Annotated in this window: 17 protein-coding genes and 1 pseudogene; 5 read left to right on the forward strand and 13 right to left on the reverse strand. The window is 65.6% G+C overall.

All coding sequences use genetic code 11. From position 1 onward, the window contains the following. Positions 1-83: 83 nt before the first annotated feature. From HTA01S_RS08125 to HTA01S_RS08135, 3 genes are read right to left on the reverse strand one after another with little or no spacing between them, the layout of a single operon-like run. A complete protein-coding gene (locus tag HTA01S_RS08125; RefSeq protein WP_068169050.1) occupies positions 84-800 on the reverse strand; it encodes an ABC transporter permease in 717 nt (238 codons plus the stop codon). Further along, positions 800-1,501: an ABC transporter permease gene (locus HTA01S_RS08130; protein ID WP_068169054.1), complete on the reverse strand. Its 702-nt coding sequence runs from the start codon at positions 1,499-1,501 to the stop codon at positions 800-802. Before HTA01S_RS08130 ends, HTA01S_RS08125 begins: the two co-directional genes overlap by 1 nt. Positions 1,502-1,528: 27 nt before the next feature. Continuing rightward, positions 1,529-2,383, reverse strand: coding sequence for a transporter substrate-binding domain-containing protein (locus tag HTA01S_RS08135; protein WP_068169056.1), 855 nt, complete (start codon positions 2,381-2,383; stop codon positions 1,529-1,531). A 281-nt stretch (positions 2,384-2,664) separates the two neighbouring features. Here HTA01S_RS08135 and HTA01S_RS26255 point away from each other — a divergent pair. The 3 genes and pseudogenes from HTA01S_RS26255 to HTA01S_RS08145 all read left to right on the forward strand — a co-directional run. After that, positions 2,665-2,931, forward strand: a pseudogene (locus HTA01S_RS26255) (VC1465 family Xer recombination activation factor); the annotation flags it as partial. A 221-nt stretch (positions 2,932-3,152) separates the two neighbouring features. After that, a complete protein-coding gene (locus tag HTA01S_RS25910) occupies positions 3,153-3,554 on the forward strand; it encodes a hypothetical protein (RefSeq protein WP_245638030.1) in 402 nt (133 codons plus the stop codon). Positions 3,555-3,948: 394 nt separating this feature from the next. Further along, positions 3,949-4,290 (forward strand): hypothetical protein, encoded by a 342-nt coding sequence (locus HTA01S_RS08145; RefSeq protein ID WP_157572017.1) that lies wholly within the window; start codon positions 3,949-3,951, stop codon positions 4,288-4,290. A 440-nt stretch (positions 4,291-4,730) separates the two neighbouring features. On the opposite strand, the gene HTA01S_RS08150 is transcribed toward HTA01S_RS08145, so the two are convergent. From HTA01S_RS08150 to mltG, 8 genes are all read right to left on the reverse strand, one after another. Continuing rightward, on the reverse strand, positions 4,731-6,242 hold the full coding sequence (locus HTA01S_RS08150) for a tripartite tricarboxylate transporter permease (RefSeq protein ID WP_068169064.1): 1,512 nt from the start codon (positions 6,240-6,242) through the stop codon (positions 4,731-4,733). 15 nt (positions 6,243-6,257) lie between these two features. Then, entirely contained in the window at positions 6,258-6,746 is a 489-nt protein-coding gene (locus tag HTA01S_RS08155; RefSeq protein ID WP_068169068.1) for a tripartite tricarboxylate transporter TctB family protein, read from the reverse strand. A gap of 77 nt (positions 6,747-6,823) precedes the next feature. Continuing rightward, on the reverse strand, positions 6,824-7,396 hold the full coding sequence (locus HTA01S_RS08160; RefSeq protein ID WP_245638031.1) for an ankyrin repeat domain-containing protein: 573 nt from the start codon (positions 7,394-7,396) through the stop codon (positions 6,824-6,826). A 114-nt stretch (positions 7,397-7,510) separates the two neighbouring features. Beyond that, positions 7,511-8,326, reverse strand: coding sequence for a TatD family hydrolase (locus HTA01S_RS08165; RefSeq protein WP_068169075.1), 816 nt, complete (start codon positions 8,324-8,326; stop codon positions 7,511-7,513). Between the two features lie 86 nt (positions 8,327-8,412). Then, the gene (locus HTA01S_RS08170; protein ID WP_068169078.1) at positions 8,413-8,784 is read right to left on the reverse strand and encodes a PilZ domain-containing protein; all 372 of its coding nucleotides are present in this window, start codon (positions 8,782-8,784) and stop codon (positions 8,413-8,415) included. Between the two features lie 73 nt (positions 8,785-8,857). Then, complete coding sequence (locus HTA01S_RS08175) at positions 8,858-9,904, reverse strand: DNA polymerase III subunit delta' (protein WP_068169081.1); 1,047 nt, start codon at positions 9,902-9,904, stop codon at positions 8,858-8,860. 10 nt (positions 9,905-9,914) lie between these two features. Next, positions 9,915-10,610: a dTMP kinase gene (tmk, locus tag HTA01S_RS08180; protein WP_068169084.1), complete on the reverse strand. Its 696-nt coding sequence runs from the start codon at positions 10,608-10,610 to the stop codon at positions 9,915-9,917. Positions 10,611-10,618: 8 nt separating this feature from the next. Next, positions 10,619-11,623: an endolytic transglycosylase MltG gene (gene mltG / locus HTA01S_RS08185; protein ID WP_068169087.1), complete on the reverse strand. Its 1,005-nt coding sequence runs from the start codon at positions 11,621-11,623 to the stop codon at positions 10,619-10,621. Between the two features lie 119 nt (positions 11,624-11,742). Here mltG and ygfZ point away from each other — a divergent pair, with 119 nt between their 5' ends. Both ygfZ and HTA01S_RS08195 read left to right on the forward strand, forming a co-directional pair. Beyond that, positions 11,743-12,696 carry a CAF17-like 4Fe-4S cluster assembly/insertion protein YgfZ gene (gene ygfZ / locus HTA01S_RS08190; protein ID WP_068169091.1) on the forward strand — a complete coding sequence of 318 codons (954 nt, stop codon included), beginning with the start codon at positions 11,743-11,745 and terminating at the stop codon, positions 12,694-12,696. A 32-nt stretch (positions 12,697-12,728) separates the two neighbouring features. Next, positions 12,729-13,610 (forward strand): NRDE family protein, encoded by an 882-nt coding sequence (locus tag HTA01S_RS08195; protein ID WP_068169094.1) that lies wholly within the window; start codon positions 12,729-12,731, stop codon positions 13,608-13,610. A 135-nt stretch (positions 13,611-13,745) separates the two neighbouring features. Here HTA01S_RS08195 and HTA01S_RS08200 read toward each other — a convergent pair whose 3' ends face one another. Both HTA01S_RS08200 and HTA01S_RS08205 read right to left on the reverse strand, forming a co-directional pair. Further along, positions 13,746-14,615, reverse strand: a complete 870-nt coding sequence (locus tag HTA01S_RS08200) for a YbgC/FadM family acyl-CoA thioesterase (RefSeq protein WP_068169096.1) — start codon at positions 14,613-14,615, stop codon at positions 13,746-13,748. Positions 14,616-14,659: 44 nt separating this feature from the next. Then, positions 14,660-15,649, reverse strand: a complete 990-nt coding sequence (locus HTA01S_RS08205) for an alpha/beta hydrolase (RefSeq protein WP_084235974.1) — start codon at positions 15,647-15,649, stop codon at positions 14,660-14,662. Positions 15,650-15,791 lie beyond the last annotated feature (142 nt).

A 15,791-nucleotide genomic window follows, 5' to 3' on the forward strand; every position in this document is an offset into this window, starting at 1 on the left:
GACCCCGAACCCGCCTTGGGGCGGGTGTCGGCCTGGCCAGGCCGGTCGGGCAGCACAAGGCTAACCCAAGGCGGGTGGTCGTGTCAGTGGGCAATGGGGCGCAGATAAGCGAGAAAGCGTCGCTCCAGCAGCCGGAACACGTACACCAGCGCGAAGGTCAGCATGAAATACAGAACCGCGACGAAGATGAACGGCTGGAACGCCAGGTAATAGGTCTTGTAGATGGCGTAGGCCGCGTTGGTCAGGTCGTACAGCGCGGGCACCACGCTGGCCAGCGAGGTGGCGTGCAACATCATGACCACCTCGTTGGAGTAGCCGGGCAGGGTGCGGCGCATGGCGCTGGGCAGGATCAGGCGGAACATCATGTTCCATTTGCCGAAGCCCGCCGCCTGGGCCGCCTCGATTTCACCCGCCGGGGTTTCCTTGATGGCGCCGGCCAGCATTTCCACCGTGTAGGCGCAGGTGTTGAGCGTGAACGCCAGCACGGCGCAGAAGAAGGGGTCTTTGAACCAGGTGAAGGGCCAGTGGGTGTCCCACAGGCCCTGCACCCACTCCAGCTGGGCGATGCCGTAGTAGATGAAATAGACCTGGATCAGCAACGGCGTGCCGCGTACCACATAGGTGAACAGCCAGATCGGGGACGACACCCAGCGGTTGCGCGACACACGCATCAGCGTGAGCGGCAGCGTCAGCAGGGCGCCCGCGATCAGGCTGACCCCGAGCAGCTCCATGGTGGCGATCAGGCCGGTCCAGTAGAGCTGCAGGTTCTGCGGCTGGAAAATGATGGCGAATTTGTCCATCAGAAATCCCCCCGCTTGACGCCGACCGAGTAGCGTTTTTCAGCGCGGCGCAGCAGCAGCAGGCTGATGCTGGTGATCAATAGGTACAACAGGCCGGCAAAGGCCATGAAGATGATGGCCGCGCCGGGGATCTGTCCGCGGGCTGCGGCGCCGGCCTGTTTGGCCAGATTGGTGATGTCGGCCAGGCCGATCACCGACACCAGGGCGGTGGCCTTGAGCAGCACCAGCCAGTTGTTGGTGAAGCTGGGCAGGGCGAAGCGCACCATTTGCGGGAGCACCATGCGCCGAAACGTGTAGAACCGACTCATGCCAAAAGCCCAGCCGGCTTCCGACTGGCCTTTGGGCACGCTCATGATCGCGCCCCGGAAGGTTTCCGTCATGTAGGCGCCATACACAAAACCGATGGTCAGCACACCCGCCACGAACGGGTTGATCTGTGGACCGCTGCGAAAGCCCAGGGCTTCCGCAATGTCGTTGACCAGGATCTGGCCACCGAAATACAGCAGGAGCATCCACACCAGATCCGGGACGCCCCGGATCACGGTGGAATAGATGTCACCGAGCCAGTTGAGCCATCGGTGGTGCGACAGCTTGGCTGCCGCTCCGGCCAGACCCAGCAGGGCGGCCACGATGAGCGCGCCCAGGGACACACCAATGGTGACCAACAGTCCTTGAAGAATGCTGAGAAGGTAAGTCGTCATCGGTGGGTGGCCTCCGGGCGCTCAGGCTCAGGAGCCCCAGATGTCCACGCCAGGGACGTGCTTCTCGGCGAGTTCTTTCCACTTGCCGTTGTCGCGGATGGCCTTGATGCCCGCATCCAGCGCATCACGCAGGGCCGTGTCTTCCTTGCGGATCGCCACACCGGCGCCAGCGCCAAAGTACTTCTCGAACTCGACCGGAACGCGGCCGCCCGCACAAGAGTAGTCCTTGCCGTCCGGGGTGGACAGGAAACCGCCGTTGACTTCGACCACGTCGGCCACGGTGCCGTCCAGGCGGCCGGACTTGATGTCCAGGTAGACCTGATCCTGCGCGTCGTAAGGCACGATGGTGGCGCCCGCGGGCTGGAGTTCGCCCATGGCGTATTTCTCTTGCGTGGATGCCTTGAGCACGCCGATCTTCTTGCCCTTGAAGTTGGCCGCTTCCGCACCCAGGTTCAGCGCCGACTTCACCACCACGCACGACGGCGTGTTGTAGTACTTGCCCGTGAAATCCACGGCCTGCTTGCGTTCCTCGGTGATCGACATCGAGGAAATGATGGCGTCGTACTTCTTGGCCTGCAGGCCGGGGATCATGCCGTCCCAGGCTTGCTCGACGAAGACACACTTGCTCTTGAGCTCGTCACACAGGGCCTTGGCGATGTCCACGTCAAAACCGGCGGGTTCGCCAGCTTCGGTCTTGTAGGTGAACGGCTTGTAGGTCGGGTCGATGGCGACGCGCAACTCGGGCCACTGGCTGGCGGGAGCGGGTGCCGCAGCCGCGGGCTCGGCCGGTGCAGGCGCAGCAGGCGCTGGCGCTTCGGTCTTGCCGCAGCCCACCAACGTGGCTGCACCAATCAGGCTCAGGGAAAGAATCAGGTTTTTCATGGATGTCCTTGGTCATCAAATAAACGGATCGACAGGATTGGCCTCCTGACGGGCGCACCAATTGTAGGTCTGGGCAGTCCAATTTCGGGGCATCGCCAGCAGGTGTTTCCCCGCATTGGCGACACCAGGCATGGCTGACGCAATATTTGGGCCGGGGGTGGATAGGCCTTTGCGGATTCTTTTGCTTAACATAATATACATCGTGGAACATCAAACCACCAGCCCGAAAACAGCCCTGCAGCCCTGAAGCCCGCATGGAACAAGGAACCCGGTTCAAAGCCATGTACGCCAGCCTGGGCCTCACGGTCGATGACGTGGCGAATTTTCTTCAGGTGTCACCTCGCACGGTGCAACTGTGGATCTCGGGGCGCGTGCGCATCCCTTACGCGGCCTACAAGCTGATGCGGCTGCAACTGCGCTACGAGCTGCCGGGTGATGCCTGGAAAGGCTGGCACCTGAGCGCTGGCCGGCTGTACACGCCTGAGGGCCTTGAGCTGAACCCGCACGATTTCAGCTGGTGGGGTCTGCTGGTGCGACGGGCTGCGATGTTCTCGGTCTGTTACACGGAACTGGTGAGCTTGCGGGCCGCCTGGTTGGGGGCGCTTGCGCACACGTCCGGGCGGCCCGCAGGCGATGTTCGGAGCTATGCTGAACCATGTGCTCAAAGTTTTGCGCCCGCCCTGGAAGTGTCCGCGCGAAGCGCCCCCGATGGTAATCACGGGGAGATTTATGTTGTAGGTGGGGCCAGTTTGGGGCCATACTGCTACGCATGGCCATCAACATACGTCTTTCACCCACTCTCGAAGCCCTTGCGCGGCAGTACTGCGAGCGCGTCGGCATCAGTCTTAACTCGCTCGTCGGCGTCTCTCTTGACGCCTATTTGCGACAGTCTGAGCGACCGTCTGTCACCTCTGCATCTGAGCCACCTGCTCCGGCACTCGGTCCAAGTCCTGCCCCTGTCGTGCCTTTTGCCCCGCCTGACCCTGCCCTGCTCCAGCGGCATCGAGACCTCAAAGCAGAAGAGCAGCAGCGCATTCAGCGGTTCCGGGAACTCAAGGAAGCACAGCAAGGGCTCGCGCCATCTGATCCCAAGCCAGTGTTACCGGCGAACCCCACGAAGGCCGACCGCACTCGCCTTGCGCAGTGGCACCAGCGCAACCCCTCCAAGTGATCAAGGGGGGCACTGATGCACTCCCTGGACACGAAAAGCGCCGCGTACATGCGTGGCTATCGGGCTGGGTTCCGTGTCGGCTCTGGACGGGCGCAGAAGCCGGTGGACCCTGAATATCGGCGCGGCTATCGCTCTGGTCATCAGGCTGCGGTGCGTCGAAAGCTTGCGAATCAAGCTGCATCGGCTGTTCTGCGTACACCGCGCAAACGGGTATCGCATGCCCTCCCTGAGGGTCAGGCACTGCGGATCGTGCAGGCCGACCCCTTGATGGCCGCATTCCGGCCGCTGGGGGGTGTGTCTTAAGTCCTCTGGTAGGCGTTTACAAAGCGAAATGCCCAGGTGGTAGCAACACCCGGGCATCTCTAACCAAATTGAAAAATCTGAGGTCTCAAAAATGGCTAAGCCTAAGTCTACATCTCGTGTCCGTCGTGGTGATCCTGAATTTGAACGCGACTATCTGTTGCGTATGGGATTGGTGAAAGCGGCGGGCCTTGCTCCCCTTGACTGGTCTGCTCACCTGGGTGAGCTGCAAGAGCTGCTCTCCTCCTGTGAGTTCCTGCTGCCGGTGGCAGAGGTGTCGGCGCGTCCTGGCAACGCTCCTGAGGTGGTTGCGCTGTGGCTCAAGGCCGTTGCCGCGACCGCTCGTATTCGAATCGCCAATTGTGGGGGTATGGGGGCTGTGGCCCCCATGGTGACACAAGAGGTTGATAGCCAATTGATCAATACGCGGAAGTAACCTAGTTACGCCAATTAAGTCATTCGCGCCCTGAAAAACGGGCGTTTATTTGCGCTTCAATTGAAAGAATTTCGCTATGATTAAATCTAATTCGCGATATACATCGTGGAATATCAAATCGGTAAGAACCAGGGGAACACTTTGATACAGAAAACCGCTGTGGCCTCCCATGTCGGCTGCCGATACAGGGTTAGCTTCCGGCGCACACCACAGGCCGAGATGTTCGTTCACCTTCAGAGACCAAGACCATGGTTGACCATCCATTCCTGACCATCGGCGCCATCATCAGTGCCTTCTTCTGGGTGCTGCAATGGGCGGGCGAACATCTGCGCATGTTTCTCTGATCCATCCGCTCGGATCAAAGAAAAGGCGCCTGCAGGCGCCCATGAAAAAAGCCCGGCCAATCTCTGCGCCGGGCTTTTTGTGTTCAACGGGAGCACTCAGTCTTCGACAAAGGCCTCTTCGCGTTTCTTCTTGATCGACGGCATGAGCACCACCACCAGCAACAGGGCCGCGATGGCCAGCAGGCTGGCGGACAACGGCCGCGTGACGAACACCGACCAGTCGCCGCGTGAGATCAGCAGCGCCCGGCGCAGATACTCTTCCATCATCGGCCCCAGGATCAACCCGAGCAACAGAGGCGCAGGCTCGCAGCCGAGCTTGATGAAGATGTAGCCGATCAGGCCGAACAACGCCACCATCCAGATATCGAACACGTTGTTGTTGGTGGAATAGACCCCCACGGCACAGAACAGCACGATGGCCGGGAACAGCCACTTGTACGGCACGGTCAGCAGCTTGATCCAGATGCCGATCAGCGGCAGGTTCAGGATGATCAGCATCGCGTTGCCGATCCACATCGAGGCGATCAGGCCCCAGAACAGTTCCGGGTTGCTGGTCATGACCTGCGGGCCGGGCTGGATGTTGTGGATGGTCATGGCACCGACCATGAGCGCCATCACGGCGTTGGGCGGAATGCCCAGGGTCAGCAGGGGGATGAACGAGGTCTGGGCTCCCGCGTTGTTGGCGGCTTCCGGTGCGGCCACGCCGCGGATATTGCCCTGTCCAAAGGGCACTTCACCCGGGTGCAGCTTGGTTTTCTTCTCGATCGTGTAGGCCGTGAACGAAGACAGCAAGGCGCCGCCACCGGGCAGGATGCCCAGCACCGACCCCAGCGCGGTGCCCCGCAGCACGGCGGGAAGCATGCGTTTGAAATCGGCGGCCGTCGGCATGATGCCGTGCACATCGCCCGTGAAGACCTCGCGGTGTTCATCGGGCCGAGACAGATTGCTGATGATCTCGCCGTAACCGAACACGCCCATGGCGATGGCCAGGAAGCTGATGCCGTCGGTGAGTTCGGGAATGTCGAAACTGAAACGCGCCACCCCGGAGTTCACGTCGGTGCCCACCAGACCCAGCAGCAGACCGAGCACGATCATGGCCAGCGCCTTGAGCAGCGAGCCCGAAGCCAGCACCACGGCACCGATGAGACCCACGACCATGAGGGCGAAATACTCCGCGGGGCCGAACTTCAGCGCGATTTCGGTCAGCGGAGGCGCGAAGGCGGCCAGGATGAGGGTGCCCACGCACCCGGCGAAGAAGGACCCCAGACCGGCCGCGGCAAGGGCGGGCCCCGCCCTGCCCTTGCGCGCCATCTGGTAGCCGTCGATCACCGTCACCACCGACGAAGACTCGCCGGGCAGGTTCACCAGGATGGCGGTGGTGGAGCCGCCGTACTGTGCACCGTAGTAGATGCCGGCCAGCATGATCAGCGCCGCCACCGGGGGCAGACCGTAGGTGGCGGGCAGCAGCATGGCAATGGTCGCCAGCGGACCGATGCCTGGCAGCACGCCGATCAGGGTGCCCAGCAGGCAGCCGACGAAGGCGTAGATGAGGTTCTGGAAGGTGAAGGCGACGCCGAACCCCAGCGACAAGTGGTCAAACAGTTCCATCGTGTGTACTCCTGATCAGTTCGAGAGGAACGCAGGCCACACCGGGAACTGCAGATTCAACAGATACACAAACGCGCCATAGCTGCCGATGGCCAGGAGGGTGGCCAGGATCAGCGACTCTTTCAGACTGGAGCCCTTGCGCGCCATGCTCGCAATCAGTACCAGTGCGTAGATCGAGACAATGAAGCCCATGGCGGGAATGCCCAGGGCCGGCAGACCCACCAGCAATGCGCCGAAGGCCAGGTTGGCACCCAACACGAAACCCAGGGGACGCCAGGCAAACGCACCGATGCGGTCCCCACCGGGAGGGCCGGCCTTGAACGAGTTGAATGTGACGATGATCCCCAGGATCACCAGCAGGATGCCCAACATGAGTGGGAAGTAACCAGGGCCCATGCGTGCGCCCTCTCCCACTTCATAGGTGGTGGCGCCCCAGGCAAAGGCGCCGCCCACTGCTGTGAACATGAGTCCCGAGAAAAAATCCTTCTGACTGGCCAGGGCCACGGTGCGTCTCCTCAAGTTTTGGATGTGCACGCATTCTGAAGGCCGCAGGGGCCCCCGGCCATGTGGGTTACACCTATCTACCAGCGGCCCTTGGGCTGCCGAGCGCGCACGAAGGATGCGATCAGGCTGGCATGGGCGTCGCGCTGGGCCCGGCGGGCGAAGTCGATCGCGGTCATGCCCTGCTCATTCCGGATCATCGGGTCCGCGCCCTCTTCCAGCAGGAGCTGGACCACTTCCGTCGAGCCATAGTGCGCGGCCATCATCAGCGGTGTGCTGCCGTTGGGCGAGGCAGCATCGATGTAGGCATGGTGTTCCAGCAGCAGGCGCACCATGTCCACGCTCACCGGCGCTGCGTTGCTGGCCGCATAGTGCAGCGGCGTCCAGCCCGGTTTGTTGACCTCGGCCTTGCGCTGGATGAGCCGGCGAGCCTGGGCCAGATGGCCCTTGAGTGCCGCCATCATCAGCGGGCTCTCACCCTGGGGGTTGCGCGCTTCGACTTGAACCACCGTCTGGTCAAGCAGGAAGTCCGCCACTTTCAAGGAGTCCTCGCGCAAGGCCAGAAACAGGGCGTGGTCTCCGTCGGGATTTCGGGTGTTGAGGTCAAAGCCCCGCAGGGTCAGCGCGATCACCGTCGACTCGTCGTCGCGCACGGCGGCGCTGAAATAGTCTTCAAAAGAACCGGCCTGAAGGAGTCCGGAAAAACATAAAACACATGAAATAACAAATGACTTTGCAAATTTGTTGAAGTGATTTCTTAACATTTATCACCCCACCACACGGTCAAATAGCTGCTCAAAGTTGCGGCTCGTCGCCTGGGCCACTTCGTCCAGCGGCAGCCCTTTGATCTCGGCAATCTGCTGCGCCACGAATGGCACGAAAGAGGGGTTGTTGGTCTTGCCGCGGTGCGGCACCGGTGCCAGATAGGGGCTGTCGGTTTCGATGAGGATGCGCTCCAGGGGCACGAAACGGGCCACCTCGCGCAAGTCGGCGGCGTTGCGAAAGGTCAGGATGCCGGAAAACGAGATGTAGAAATCCAGGTCCAGCGCCGCACGGGCCACCGCCTCGGTTTCGGTGAAGCAATGAAACACACCGCGTGAAACCGCGTGGTCGGACGATGGCTGGGCCGGACTGGAAAACCCCCCCTCTTCGCGCAGGATGGCCAGGGTGTCGTCGGACGCGCTGCGGGTGTGGATCACCAGAGGCAGACCGGTCTGCCGCCCGGCCCGGATGTGCGTGCGGTAGCGGTCGCGCTGCCATTCCATGTCGGCCACGCTGCGCTCGCCCAGGCGGTAATAGTCCAGTCCGGTTTCGCCGATGCCCACCACGCGCGCGCGCGCGGCCCGCGTCAACAAATCGTCCAGCGTGGGTTCGAGCACGCCTTCGTTGTCCGGGTGCACACCCACGGTGGACCACAGGTTGGTGTGCTCGCGCGCCAGCGCGTGCACATCTTCAAACTCTTCCAGCGTGGTGCAGATGCACAGTGCGCGCTCCACCTGGGCCTGCTGCATGGCCTCCAGGATGGCGGGCAATCGCTCGCGCAACTCGGGAAAACTCAGGTGGCAGTGGGAGTCGGTGAACATGAAGCGAAACGATCCATCAAAGACAGCGCCCGCCGGCAATGCGGGCGGGCGCTCGGGTGTTCAGCGGGCTGGCGAGTGCCGCGGGCTCAAATGGTCTGGGTCGATCGTTCCGAACCCAGGTGGGAACCCAGGATCTCCTCGATCCTGTTCTTGAGCTGGCGCGATTTTTCGTCGGCCGGGAAACGGATGCCCACGCCCTGGGTGCGTCCCCCCTGCGCCTTGGCGGGGGTCACCCAGGCGACCTTGCCGGCCACAGGGTAACGCTGCGCATCATCGGGCAGGCTGAGCAACACGTACACGTCGTCGCCAAGGCGGTACTCACGCGCCGAGGGGATGAAGATGCCCCCATCGGAAAACAGCGGGATGTAGGCCGCGTAGAGCGCCGCCTTCTCCTTGATGGAGAGCTGGATCACGCTCGGGCGCGCTGCATTGGCCGATAAAGAGGGAGAGGTGCTCATGGCGCTCAAGTTTAGCGGCAAACCCGTGGCCAGCGACCGTCTTGCTGGCCGCCCCGCCGGTTCACATCGCGGCTCAGCCGCGAGGGGGACGGCTACCGAGTGCCTGGCGGGTACTGGCGATCCAGGCTTCTTGCATCAGGCCCGGGTTGAACGGGTGTTCCACCGTGCGCGCGGCGTCCATCAGTTCGCGCGACCAGCGCGCCAGGATGCCCCAGCGTGGGGCCGTGGGCAGGTGCTCGGCGGCAAAAAAGCGCGGCGCAGCGCCCGAGGCCGACGCCATCAGATCGTGGCAGAGCTTTTGCAGCACCTCGAGCTGCTGTGCCGCGGGCCAGTCGGCCAGGGTGGTCCAGTCGCCCTGGGCCAGTGCCTTGGGCAGCAGGCCCCAAGACTGGGCGCTCAACCCCGCGCGTGCCCAGGCGAGCGCATCGTCGGGCCGCCCGCCCGCGGCGAGCAGCCACACCCGGGCCTCTTCGGCCGTGGCTTTCGGCGCACCCTGGGTGCGGGCCTGCGCCAGCAGCCATTCCAGCGCCTCGGCGGGTTCCGGCCAGCTCATGGCATGGGTCTGACAGCGGCTGCGGATGGTGGGCAACAGCTGGTGCGTGGCTTCGCTGGCCAGCACAAAGCGTGTGTCGCCCGGCGGCTCTTCCAGGGTCTTGAGCAGGGCGTTGGCGGTGACGTGGTTCATACGCTCGGCCGGGTACACCAGCACCGCGGTGCCACGCCCGCGCGCGCTGGTGCGCTGGGCAAAGGCGACCGTGTCACGCATCGCCTCCACACGGATTTCCTTGCTCGGCTTGCGCTTCTTGTCGTCGATCTCTTTTTGCGCCGATTCGGACAGCGGCCAGCCCAGCGCCAGCATCACGGTTTCGGGCATGAGGACGACGAAGTCCGGGTGGGCGTGGCTGCCGACCAGGTGGCAACTGCTGCACACCCCGCAGGGGCCCACGGCGGTGGGCGCTTCACACAGCCAGGCCTGGGCCAGGGCCAGGCCCAGTTCGTACTGTCCCAGGCCCGAGGGCCCTTGCAGCAGCCATGCGTGTCCACGCTGGCCGAGCAGCCGCGAAAGCTGGTGCTGGATCCAGGGCGCGGGCACCGTTGCGGCGTGGGACGGTTCCGTCATAGTCGCGCGCTCAATGCGAACCACCCGGGGCCAGCGGCGCGCCAAGCCACCAGCCGCGTTGCACAAAGGTGTGGGTGATGTCTTGCCAGACCCGCTCGCGCGGCTGGTCGGCGTTGATGCGGGCGAAGCGCTGCGGTTCGGCGGCGGCGCGCGCCGCATAACCGGCCGACACGCGCCGGAAGAACTCGACAGGCTGGGCCTCGAAACGATCGGGCGCGCGGGCATCGGCCAGGCGTGCCGCCGCGGTTTCGGCGGGCAGGTCGAACCACAACGTCAGGTCGGGCTGGCGAATGGCGGGTGCCTGCATGGCGGGCGTGGCCTGGACCCAGCGCTCCAGCACCGAGAGGGTGGCCAGGTCGAAACCCCGCCCACCGCCCTGGTAGGCGAAGGTGGCATCGGTGAAGCGGTCGCACAACACCACATCGCCGCGCGCCAGCGCCGGCTCGATCACGCTCAGCAGGTGGTCGCGTCGTGCGGCGAACACCAGCAACGATTCGGTCAGCGGGTCCATGGCATCGCCCAGCACCAGGGCGCGCAGCTTCTCGGCCAGCGGTGTGCCACCGGGTTCGCGCGTCAGCGTGACACGGCGCCCCTGCTCACGAAACGCCTCGGCCAGCCCGGCGATGTGCGTGGACTTGCCCGCACCGTCGATGCCCTCAAAGGTGATGAAGAGTCCGGCGGGTGGGAGCGTGCTGGTTTCGGCCATGGTGGTGTTCAGCGCTTCAGCTGGAAGCGGCGCACCGCCGCATTGTGCTCATCGAGTGTGGCGCTGAACTGGCTGGTGCCGTCGCCACGCGCCACGAAATACAGCGCGCGCGAGGCGGCCGGCTGCACGGCGGCGCGCAACGAGTTCCAGCCCGGCATGGCGATCGGAGTGGGCGGCAGGCCGGCGCGCGTGTAGCTGTTGTAGGGCGTGTCGGCCAGCAGGTCCGCGCGGCGCAGGTTGCCGTCAAAGCGCTCGCCCAGACCGTAGATCACGCCCGGGTCGGTCTGCAGGCGCATGCCGATGCGCAGTCGGTTGTTGAACACGGCGCCCACCATCGGGCGGTCGCGCTCGATACCGGTTTCTTTTTCGATGATGCTGGCCAGGATCAGAGCTTCGTCGGCCGACTGCAGCGGCGTGTCGGGCGTGCGCTCGGCCCAGGCCTGGGCCAGCCGCTCGTCCATGGCCTGCGCGGCCTGGCGCAACACGGTCGACGCGGGGGTGTGCTTGACCATGCGGTAGGTGTCGGGGAAAAACCGCCCTTCGGGGTGGCGCTCCGGGTAACCGATGCGCACCATCACCTCTTCGGGGCTCAGACCGTCCAGGTCCTGCGTCAGGTCGGGCGAGCTGCGCACCGCCTGCAACAGCTCGCGGATGTTCCAGCCCTCCACCAGGGTCAGACTGCGCAGCGCCTGCTCGCCACGCACCAGCTTGTCCAGCAGGCTGCGCGGCGTGGTGTCTGGCGTGAATTCGTAGGTGCCGGCCTTGATCGCACGCGACTGGCCGGACAAACGGAACCAGGCGTACAGCAGCACGGAGGAAGTGCGTACCCCGGCTTGGCTCACCGCCTGAGCGACTGCTCGGGCCGATGCCCCGGGGGGCACGTTCACTTCCAGCGGGGTTTCCACGCTCACTGAAGGCGGCATGTCCAGGGGATTCTGCAGCCACCAGGCGCCCAGCGCGGGCAGCAACGTAGCGACGATGACAGCGACGACCAGCAGTTTGAAAGCACGCATCGGGGGCTTGGTTTGAACAGGGACAGGAAAGGGGATAAACCAGGGTCAGCCCGGCGGCGGATCGGGCCAAAGATCATAATCGACCGCAGCTTTCCCGCCCTTTGACCTCCCGGCCCACCATGACCCTCGTCACCCCTTCCACTCCTGCCCCCACACCCGATCCGGCCCGGCTCCAGGGCGCCACGCCCCTGCCCCATCTGGGCGTCATCCGCGCCCAGGGCGAGGACGCGGCCAAGTTCCTGCACGGTCAGTTGACGCAGGACTTTTCGCTGCTCGGCCTGTCCGAGGCGCGGCTGGCCGGGTTCTGCTCGGCCAAGGGGCGCATGCTGGCCAGTTTTGTCGGCTTCAAGCGGGCGCACGACGACATCCTGCTGGTCTGCAGCCGCGACGTGCTGGCGGCCACGCTGAAACGGCTGTCGATGTTTGTGTTGCGCGCCAAGGTCAAACTGGTCGACGCCAGCGATGCGTTCCAGATCTGGGGCCTGGCGGGTGGCGCCGCGCTGCCCGGTGGCGCGCCAAAACCCTGGAGCCTGAGCAATGGGCCCGATGGCGGCCAGACGGTGCAGCTGTACCCGGCTGCGGGCGTGGCGCGCGCCCTGTGGGTGGCGCCCGCCGAGCAACCGGCCCCGGCCGGCGAGCGCCTGCCCGAAACGCTTTGGGCCTGGCTGGAGGTGCACAGCGGTGTGGCCACCCTCACCCAGCCCATCGTCGAGGCCTTCGTGCCGCAGATGCTCAACTACGAGTCGGTCGGCGGCGTGAACTTCAAGAAGGGGTGTTACCCCGGCCAGGAGGTCGTGGCCCGCAGCCAGTTTCGCGGCACGCTCAAGCGCCGGGCCTATCTGGTCCATGGCGACGGGCCGCTGCAGGTGGGGCAGGAAGTGTTCCACGACAGCGATGGCAGCCAGCCCTGCGGCACCGTGGCCGCGGTGGCGCCCCACCCCGAAGCCGGTTGGGACGCCATCGTCTCCATGCAGACCAGTGCCGCGGCCGGGGGCCACCTGCACGCGGGTGCTGCCGACGGCGTGGCGCTGACCCTGTTGCCCCTGCCCTACCCGCTGCTGGACGACATCTGAGCGCCTGAGCCCGCCACGGCACGGACACCGCCATGTGCCTGATCGCTTTCGCCATCGACGCCGATCCGGCCTGCCCGCTGCTGATCGCGGCGAATCGCGACGAGTTTTTCGATCGCCCCACCGCACCGCTGCACCGCTGGACGCTGCCCGACGGCCCCACCGTGGTGGCCGGACGCGACCTGCGCGATGGCGGCACCTGGCTGGGCGTGAGCGACGCCGGCCGTGTGGCCATGCTCACCAATGTGCGCAGTGCCCAACCCGGCCCCGGCCAGCGCAGCCGGGGCGAGCTGGCCACCCGCTGGTTGCGCGGTGACGGGGACGAAGCGGCCCTGCTGGCGCACATCGACCCAGCCGCCTACGGCGGGTTCAATCTGGTGGTGGGCGACTTCCGCCGTGGTGTCTGGGCCTGGTTCAGCAACCGCCACCCCGAGCGCCCCCACGACGACGGCGCCGCGGCCCTGCACCACCGGCGCTTGCCGGGCGGTGTGTACGGTCTGTCCAACGCCGCGCTGGACACGCCCTGGCCCAAGACCGAGCGTTTGAAGGACGCGCTGGGCGCATCGTTGCGGCGGATGGCGGCGACCGACGAAACCTGCGGCTGGTTGCCGCCATTGACCGAAGCGCTCGCCGATCGGCAGGTGTCGGCCGCGCACGAACTCCCGTTGACCGGTGTGTCGCCCGAGGTGGAATCGGTACTGTCCAGTTCCTTTGTGCACATGCCCGAACGCGGCTACGGCACACGCAGCAGCATGGTGCTGCGCGTGCGGCCCGCGACGAGGCCCCCTCAGACCGTGGCGCATGCCCCTCGCTGGCAGGTCCAGATCAGCGAATGGACACACGCCCCGGGCCCAGCGATGGACGGCCCGCGCGCCTGGGCCGAGCAGGCCCGGCGTAGCGAAACCCTGGTCTGGTAAGCACAGGCAGATCGCATCCGTCGCTTCACGCGACCCGCTATGCATGAAGCGGTCCAGCCGGGGACACCGCCGGGCCGGCTTCTCCGGACGGCTGGTGTCGCCCCTGGGGGTAGCGCGAAGCGCTGCGGGGGCGTCCTAGTTCAGTGGAACGAACATCTCCTGGTGGGCGATGCCCGCTTCTTCGAACGGCTCGCCCCGCCGCTGCCAGCCCAGCCGCTCGTAGAAGCCGATGGCGCTGCTCTGCGCGTGCAACATCACCTCGCGCTCGCCGCGCGCGCGGGCCGCATCCGTCAACGCCTGCAGTACCTGCTGGCCCAGATGGCCGCCGCGCAGTACCCGGTGCACCGCCAGCCGGCCCACCTGCGACACGCCCGTTGCGCCGGTGGGGATCAGCCGCCCGGTGGCCACCGGCTGGCCCAGCCGGTTGTAGGCCACCCCGTGCAGCGCCGTCAGGTCCGCCGCGTCATGCTCCAGGTCTTTGGGAATGCGCTGCTCCTGCACGAACACCTCGGTGCGGATGTGCTGCGCGTCGGCGCCGAGCTCGCTCCAGGCGCCCAGCTTCACCGTGCTCATGGCCTCACCGGCCTCGTAGCCCATGAGAATGTCGCGCAGCGCCTGCGGCACCGGGCGCGAGCGCTGGCTGGCCGGGTCGGCGAACACGTAGACGATGTCGCCCGAGATCAGGTGCTCGTCGCCCCGGAAGATGGCGCCGGTGAACTGGATCGACGAGGTACCGACGCGGCTGCATTTCATGGCCACCTCGATTTGGTCGTCCACCCGCGCCGAGGCGTGAAACTCCAGCGTGGCCTTGACCACGTACAGATCGCCTTCGAGCTGTTGCATGGCCGCCTCGTAGGGCAGCGCCAGCGCCCGCCAGTAGTCGGAGATGGCGGTGTCGAAGTACATCAGATAGTGCGCGTTGAAGACAATCTTCTGCATGTCCACCTCGGCCCAACGCACACGCAGGCGGTGGACAAAGCGGAAGTCGGATCGTTTGAGGTTCATGTCGGGGTCTCCGGGTCGGTGGCTGTGGGTTGCTGTCTGTGGGGTCAGGTCGCGCCCGGTTCCCAGGCGTGGCGCAGCGCGCGCGCCGCGTCGTTGTGGGCCTGGAGCGCCTGCGGAATGGCGCGGCCGAACTGGATGAAGCCGTGCACCATGCCGGCGTAGATTTCCAGATCCACCGCCACGCCGGCCATGCGCAGCCGGTCGGCGTACAACACGCCTTCGTCCACCAGCGGGTCGCATTCGGCCAGCCCCATCCAGACCGGCGCCATGCCCTCCAGGTCGCGCGGCTGGCCGCTGTCGTCCACGCCGTCGAGCGGGGCAAAACGCCAATCGTCGCGCTCGGCCGCGCTGCGCAGGTAGTGGCCAAAGAAAAAACCGATGTGGGCCTCTTCGAGCAGGAAGCCTTTGGCGAAGGTGTGGTGCGACGGCGTGTTCTGGTGGCCGGCGGTGCCGGGATAGAACAGCAGTTGCAGCGCCAGCGGCCAGCCGGCGTCGCGTGCGGTGATGGCCGTCACGGCCGACAGCGTGCCGCCCGCGCTGTCACCGCCCACGGCGATCCGGGCGCCGTCCAAGCCCAGCGCTGCTGCGTGCTCGCGCAGCCAGGCCAGGCTGTCCCAGGCGTCATGCACCGCCGTAGGAAAGGGCCAATCGGGCGCGAGCCGGTAGTCCACCGAGATCACCGCGCAGTGGGCCAGGTGCGCCAGGTGCCGGCACAGCGGTTCGTGCGTGGCCACGCTGCCGATGGTGAAGCCGCCGCCGTGAAAGAACAGCAGCACCGGCAGCGCCTGCCCGGCCACGGGCGCAAACAGACGTGCCGGCAGGGCGTGGCCGTCGCGTGCGGGGATGCGCAGGTCCTCCACGCGCGCGAGCTTGTGCGAGGGAACGTCGAGCACGCCCGCGCTCGCTTCGTAGCTCTGCCGGGCCTGAGCGGGTGACAGTGCGTGCATGGGCGGATGCCCGGCGCGGGCGATGCGGTCGAGCAATCCGCGCATGGCGGGTGTGAGCAGGGTTCGGGGGTTGGCGTGGTGCGACATGGGTGAGGGATTTTCACGCATGGCCTGGCGGCCGAAGTGGCCCATGTCCTGTGCGGGACCGCCACAGTGGGCATGGCATTGGCCCGGGAGCGGTGCGGCCGTATAGTTTTGAATCCCCATTCAGACCAACACACCGCGAGAC

The organism is Hydrogenophaga taeniospiralis CCUG 15921 (genome assembly GCF_001592305.1).
GTDB classification, from domain to species: domain Bacteria; phylum Pseudomonadota; class Gammaproteobacteria; order Burkholderiales; family Burkholderiaceae_C; genus Hydrogenophaga; species Hydrogenophaga taeniospiralis.